This window comes from Mycobacterium sp. (genome assembly GCF_049281135.1).
GTDB lineage: Bacteria > Actinomycetota > Actinomycetes > Mycobacteriales > Mycobacteriaceae > Mycobacterium.
On the sequence record NZ_JBAPRN010000303.1, the window covers coordinates 1 to 4,516 of the forward strand.

Sequence of the window (4,516 nt, forward strand, 5' to 3'; positions counted from 1 at the left end):
CGTCTGACCGATGGGACCCGGCGGCGCCGGGGTCCCCCAACCGGCCACGGGGCAACGGCGGAAACTGGGACGGTGCGTGGGATCCCACGCTGCCGATGGTGCCCAGCGCCAACGTGCCCGGTGACCCCGTCGCAATTCTCAACAAGGTCCTCGGGACGATGTCGACCTCGTCGGAGGTCACCTCCAGCATGGGCCGCAGCTTCCTGCAGCAGATGGGGCTGGCTCCCACGCCCACCGGTTTCACCAACGGCAAAATCCCCCGGGTCTACGGACGGCAAGCGTCCGAGTACGTGATCCGGCGCGGGCTTTCGCAGTTGGGCGTGCCGTATTCATGGGGTGGTGGCACCGCCGCCGGGCCCGGCAAGGGCATCGGATCCGGCTCGGGCACAACCGGTTTCGACTGCTCCGGTCTGGTGCTGTACTCGTTCGCCGGCGTGGGCATCAAGCTGCCGCACTACTCCGGCTCGCAGTACGACCTGGGCCGCAAGATCCCGGCCTCACAGATGCGCCGCGGCGACGTGATTTTCTACGGCCCCGGCGGCAGCCAGCACGTGACGATCTATCTCGGTCAGGGGCAGATGCTCGAGGCGCCCGACGTCGGTCTGAAGGTTCGTGTCGCGCCGGTTCGCACCAGCGGCATGACGCCGTACGTGATCCGTTACATCGAATACTGACGCGTGAAAGGGTCTATGCACCGGGGGTTTACGCGATCTAGGGCCTTTCACTGGACCAGGCTGGTCTGGTCGGTGCTGGCTGCCTTCAGTCTGCTGCTCGGGCTGGCGGTTCCGGCCAATGCCGAAGACGGCTCCTGGGACCCGACGCTGCCACCGGTGATCAGCGCCGGCGCGCCGGGCGACCCCGTCGCCATCGCCAACCAGTCGCTGCAGGCCACCGCCAACGCCACCCAGACGACGCTCGGACTGGGGCAGCAGTTCCTCAGCGGCCTGGGCATCAACCTGGGCCCCAAAACCACCAGCGCGAACGGAATACCGCGGGTCTACGGCCGGCAGGCCGTCGAGTACGTGATCCGTCGCGGTTCGTCGCAGATGGGCGTGCCGTATTCCTGGGGCGGCGGCACGCCCAACTCGCCGAGTAAGGGCATCGACTCCGGCGCCAACACCGTCGGCTTCGACTGCTCGGGACTGGTCCGGTACAGCTTCGCCGGTGTGGGAGTGCTGCTACCGCGGTTCTCCGGTGACCAGTACAACGCCGGTCGTCACATCCCGCCGTCGCAGGCCAAGCGCGGCGATCTGATCTTCTACGGCCCGGGCGGTGGCCAACACGTCACCATCTACCTGGGCAACGGGCAGATGCTGGAGGCATCCGGCAGCGCCGGCAAAGTCACGGTCAGCCCGGTCCGCAAGGGTGGCATGACCCCGATGCTGACCCGCATCATCGAGTACTGAGCTAGCCCACTCGGGGCGGCCACGTCGACGGATGCCGAGTGGCCTGGAATAGTTGAACAAGGGCACGCCGCTGCCCCGCGACATCCGTCGTGCGAGAGTCGTGTCTGTTTGAGCTTTGGAAGGTTGAGCCGTGGAGGGTAATCGATGACATCAGCAGGCGGGCCGCCCCCGGGCACCAGCGGTTACTCGGGTCCGGGCGGATCCCCGACGGCACCTGCGCACGCGGCTCCGAGCGGCGGTGGCAACGGCCTGGCCGCCGAGGTGCACACCCTGGAACGCGCCATCTTCGAGGTCAAACGAATCATCGTTGGCCAAGACCAGCTCGTCGAGCGGATGCTCGTCGGCCTGCTGTCCAAGGGTCACGTGCTGCTAGAAGGTGTGCCCGGTGTCGCCAAGACCCTGGCCGTGGAAACCTTCGCGAAGGTGGTCGGCGGAACCTTCGCCCGCATCCAGTTCACCCCCGACCTGGTGCCCACCGACATCATCGGTACCCGCATCTACCGGCAGGGCAAGGAAGAGTTCGACACCGAGCTCGGACCGGTCGTCGCCAATTTCCTGCTCGCCGACGAAATCAACCGTGCACCGGCGAAGGTGCAGTCGGCTCTGCTGGAGGTCATGCAGGAGCGGCAGGTGTCTATCGGTGGCAAGAGATTCCCGTTGCCCAACCCGTTCCTGGTCATGGCCACCCAGAACCCCATCGAGCACGAGGGCGTGTACCCACTGCCCGAGGCGCAGCGCGACCGCTTCCTGTTCAAGATCAACGTCGGTTACCCCTCGCCGGAGGAAGAGCGCGAGATCATCTACCGGATGGGCGTGAAGCCCCCGGAGCCCAAGCAGATCCTGGACACCGGTGACTTGCTGCGGCTGCAGGAGGTCGCGTCGAACAACTTCGTTCACCATGCGCTGGTGGATTACGTGGTGCGGGTCGTCACCGCCACCCGCCATCCCGAGCAACTCGGGATGAACGACGTCAAGAGCTGGATTTCGTTCGGCGCATCGCCGCGTGCCTCGCTGGGCATCATCGCCGCCTCGCGCTCGCTGGCGCTGGTGCGGGGGCGCGACTACGTGATCCCGCAGGACATCGTCGAGGTGATCCCCGACGTCCTGCGGCATCGGTTGGTGCTCACCTACGACGCGTTGGCCGATGAGATCTCGTCGGAGATCGTGATCAACCGGATCTTGCAGACCGTCGGTATGCCACAGGTGAATGCTGTTCCGCAGCAAGGCCATTCGGTACCTCCGGCAATGCAGGCCGCGGGCGCGGCCAGCGGTCGGTGACCGATAGCAACTCCGCCGCGGAGCAGCCCGTGGCTACCCGCCCGCCGTCGATGCAGCGCGGGCAGATCGACGACCCCAAGCTGTCGGCGGCGCTGCGCACACTCGAGCTGACGGTCAAACGCAAGCTCGACGGTGTTCTGCACGGCGACCACCTCGGCCTGATTCCGGGTCCGGGCTCGGAGCCGGGGGAGTCGCGCGAGTATCAGCCCGGCGACGACGTGCGCCGGATGGACTGGGCGGTCACCGCGCGTACGAACCACCCGCACGTCCGCCAGATGATCGCCGACCGCGAACTGGAGACCTGGCTGGTGGTCGACATGTCGGCCAGCCTCGACTTCGGTACCGCGGTCTGCGAGAAACGTGACCTGGCGGTGGCCGCTGCGGCCGCCATCACGTTTCTCAACAGCGGCGGAGGAAACCGGATTGGCGCGCTGATCGCCAACGGCGAGAAAGTAACTCGAGTGCCGGCCCGATCCGGACGGCAGCACGAGCAGACGATGCTGCGCACCATCGCGACCATGCCCAAAGCGCCGGTCGGGGTGCGCGGGGATCTGTCGGTTTTGATCGACGCACTACGTCGTCCGGAACGCCGTCGGGGAATGGCCGTGATCGTCAGCGACTTCCTCGGTCCGATCAACTGGATGCGTCCGCTGCGAGCCATCGCCGCTCGCCACGAAGTGCTCGGCATCGAGATCCTCGACCCGCGTGACGTCGAGTTGCCCGACGTCGGCGACGTGGTCTTGCAAGACGCCGAAACCGGCCGCTCTCGCGAGTTCACCATCGACGAGCAATTGCGCGACGACTTCGCCAAGGCCGCCGCGGCTCATCGAGCCGACGTGGCTCGCACGCTACGCAGTTGCGGGGCGCCGCTGTTGGCGCTGCGCACCGATCGCGACTGGATCGCCGACATCGTCCGCTTCGTCGAATCCCGCCGCCGCGGGTCACTGGCAGGACGCCAGTGACTTCCGCTTCTCACGAGTCGGGCCGCAACATCAGGACGGGTCTGTCATGACATTGCCCTTACTCGGGCCGATGACGTTATCGGGGTTCTCCCACGCGTGGTTCTTCGTGTTCCTGCTGGTCATCCTCGGGCTGGTGGCGCTCTACATCATCGCCCAGGTGGCCCGGCAGCGCCGGATGCTGCGGTTCGCCAACATGGAGCTGCTGGAAAGCGTTGCGCCCAAGCGGCCCACCCGGTGGCGGCATCTGTCGGCGATCCTGTTGGTCGCGTCGTTGGTGCTGTTCACGATCGCGATGGCCGGCCCGACGCATGACGTCCGGATTCCACGCAACCGTGCGGTCGTCATGCTGGTCATCGACGTCTCGCAGTCCATGCGGGCCACCGACGTCGAACCCAACCGGATGGCTGCCGCCGAGGTGGCGGCCAAGGAATTCGCCGGCGAGCTGACGCCCGGTATCAACCTCGGCCTGATCGCATACGCGGGGACGTCGACCGTTCTCGTCCAGCCGACGACCAACCGCGACGCGACCAAGGCCGCGCTGGACAAGCTGCAGTTCGCCGACCGCACCGCGACCGGTGAGGGCATCTTCACGGCGCTGCAGGCCATCGCCACCGTCGGCGCGGTGATCGGCGGGGGCGACACCCCGCCGCCGGCGCGCATCGTGTTGTTCTCCGACGGTAAAGAGACGATGCCGACCAACCCGGACAACCCCAAGGGCGCTTTCACCGCGGCGCGCACCGCCAAGGACCAAGGCGTGCCGATCTCGACGATCTCGTTCGGTACCCCGTACGGCTTCGTGGAGATCAACGGCCAGCGCCAGCCGGTGCCGGTCGACGACACCACGATGAAAAAAGTTGCTGAGCTCTCCGG

5 protein-coding genes are annotated in these 4,516 nt (G+C 66.8%); all 5 read left to right on the forward strand.

Annotation, left to right across the window (positions count from 1 at the left end; translation table 11 throughout):
* Positions 1-674, forward strand: a 674-nt coding sequence (locus WAN02_RS12315; protein ID WP_422264450.1) for an NlpC/P60 family protein, incomplete at its 5' end; no start/stop codon positions are given.
* A 15-nt stretch (positions 675-689) separates the two neighbouring features.
* Positions 690-1,406, forward strand: coding sequence for an NlpC/P60 family peptidoglycan endopeptidase RipB (gene ripB / locus WAN02_RS12320; RefSeq protein WP_422264451.1), 717 nt, complete (start codon positions 690-692; stop codon positions 1,404-1,406).
* Positions 1,407-1,550: 144 nt separating this feature from the next.
* Positions 1,551-2,684, forward strand: a complete 1,134-nt coding sequence (locus WAN02_RS12325) for an AAA family ATPase (protein WP_422264452.1) — start codon at positions 1,551-1,553, stop codon at positions 2,682-2,684.
* Between the two features lie 50 nt (positions 2,685-2,734).
* A complete protein-coding gene (locus WAN02_RS12330) occupies positions 2,735-3,646 on the forward strand; it encodes a DUF58 domain-containing protein (RefSeq protein WP_422264454.1) in 912 nt (303 codons plus the stop codon).
* A 46-nt stretch (positions 3,647-3,692) separates the two neighbouring features.
* Positions 3,693-4,516: VWA domain-containing protein (locus tag WAN02_RS12335; RefSeq protein WP_422264453.1), on the forward strand; the 824-nt coding region annotated here is incomplete at its 3' end.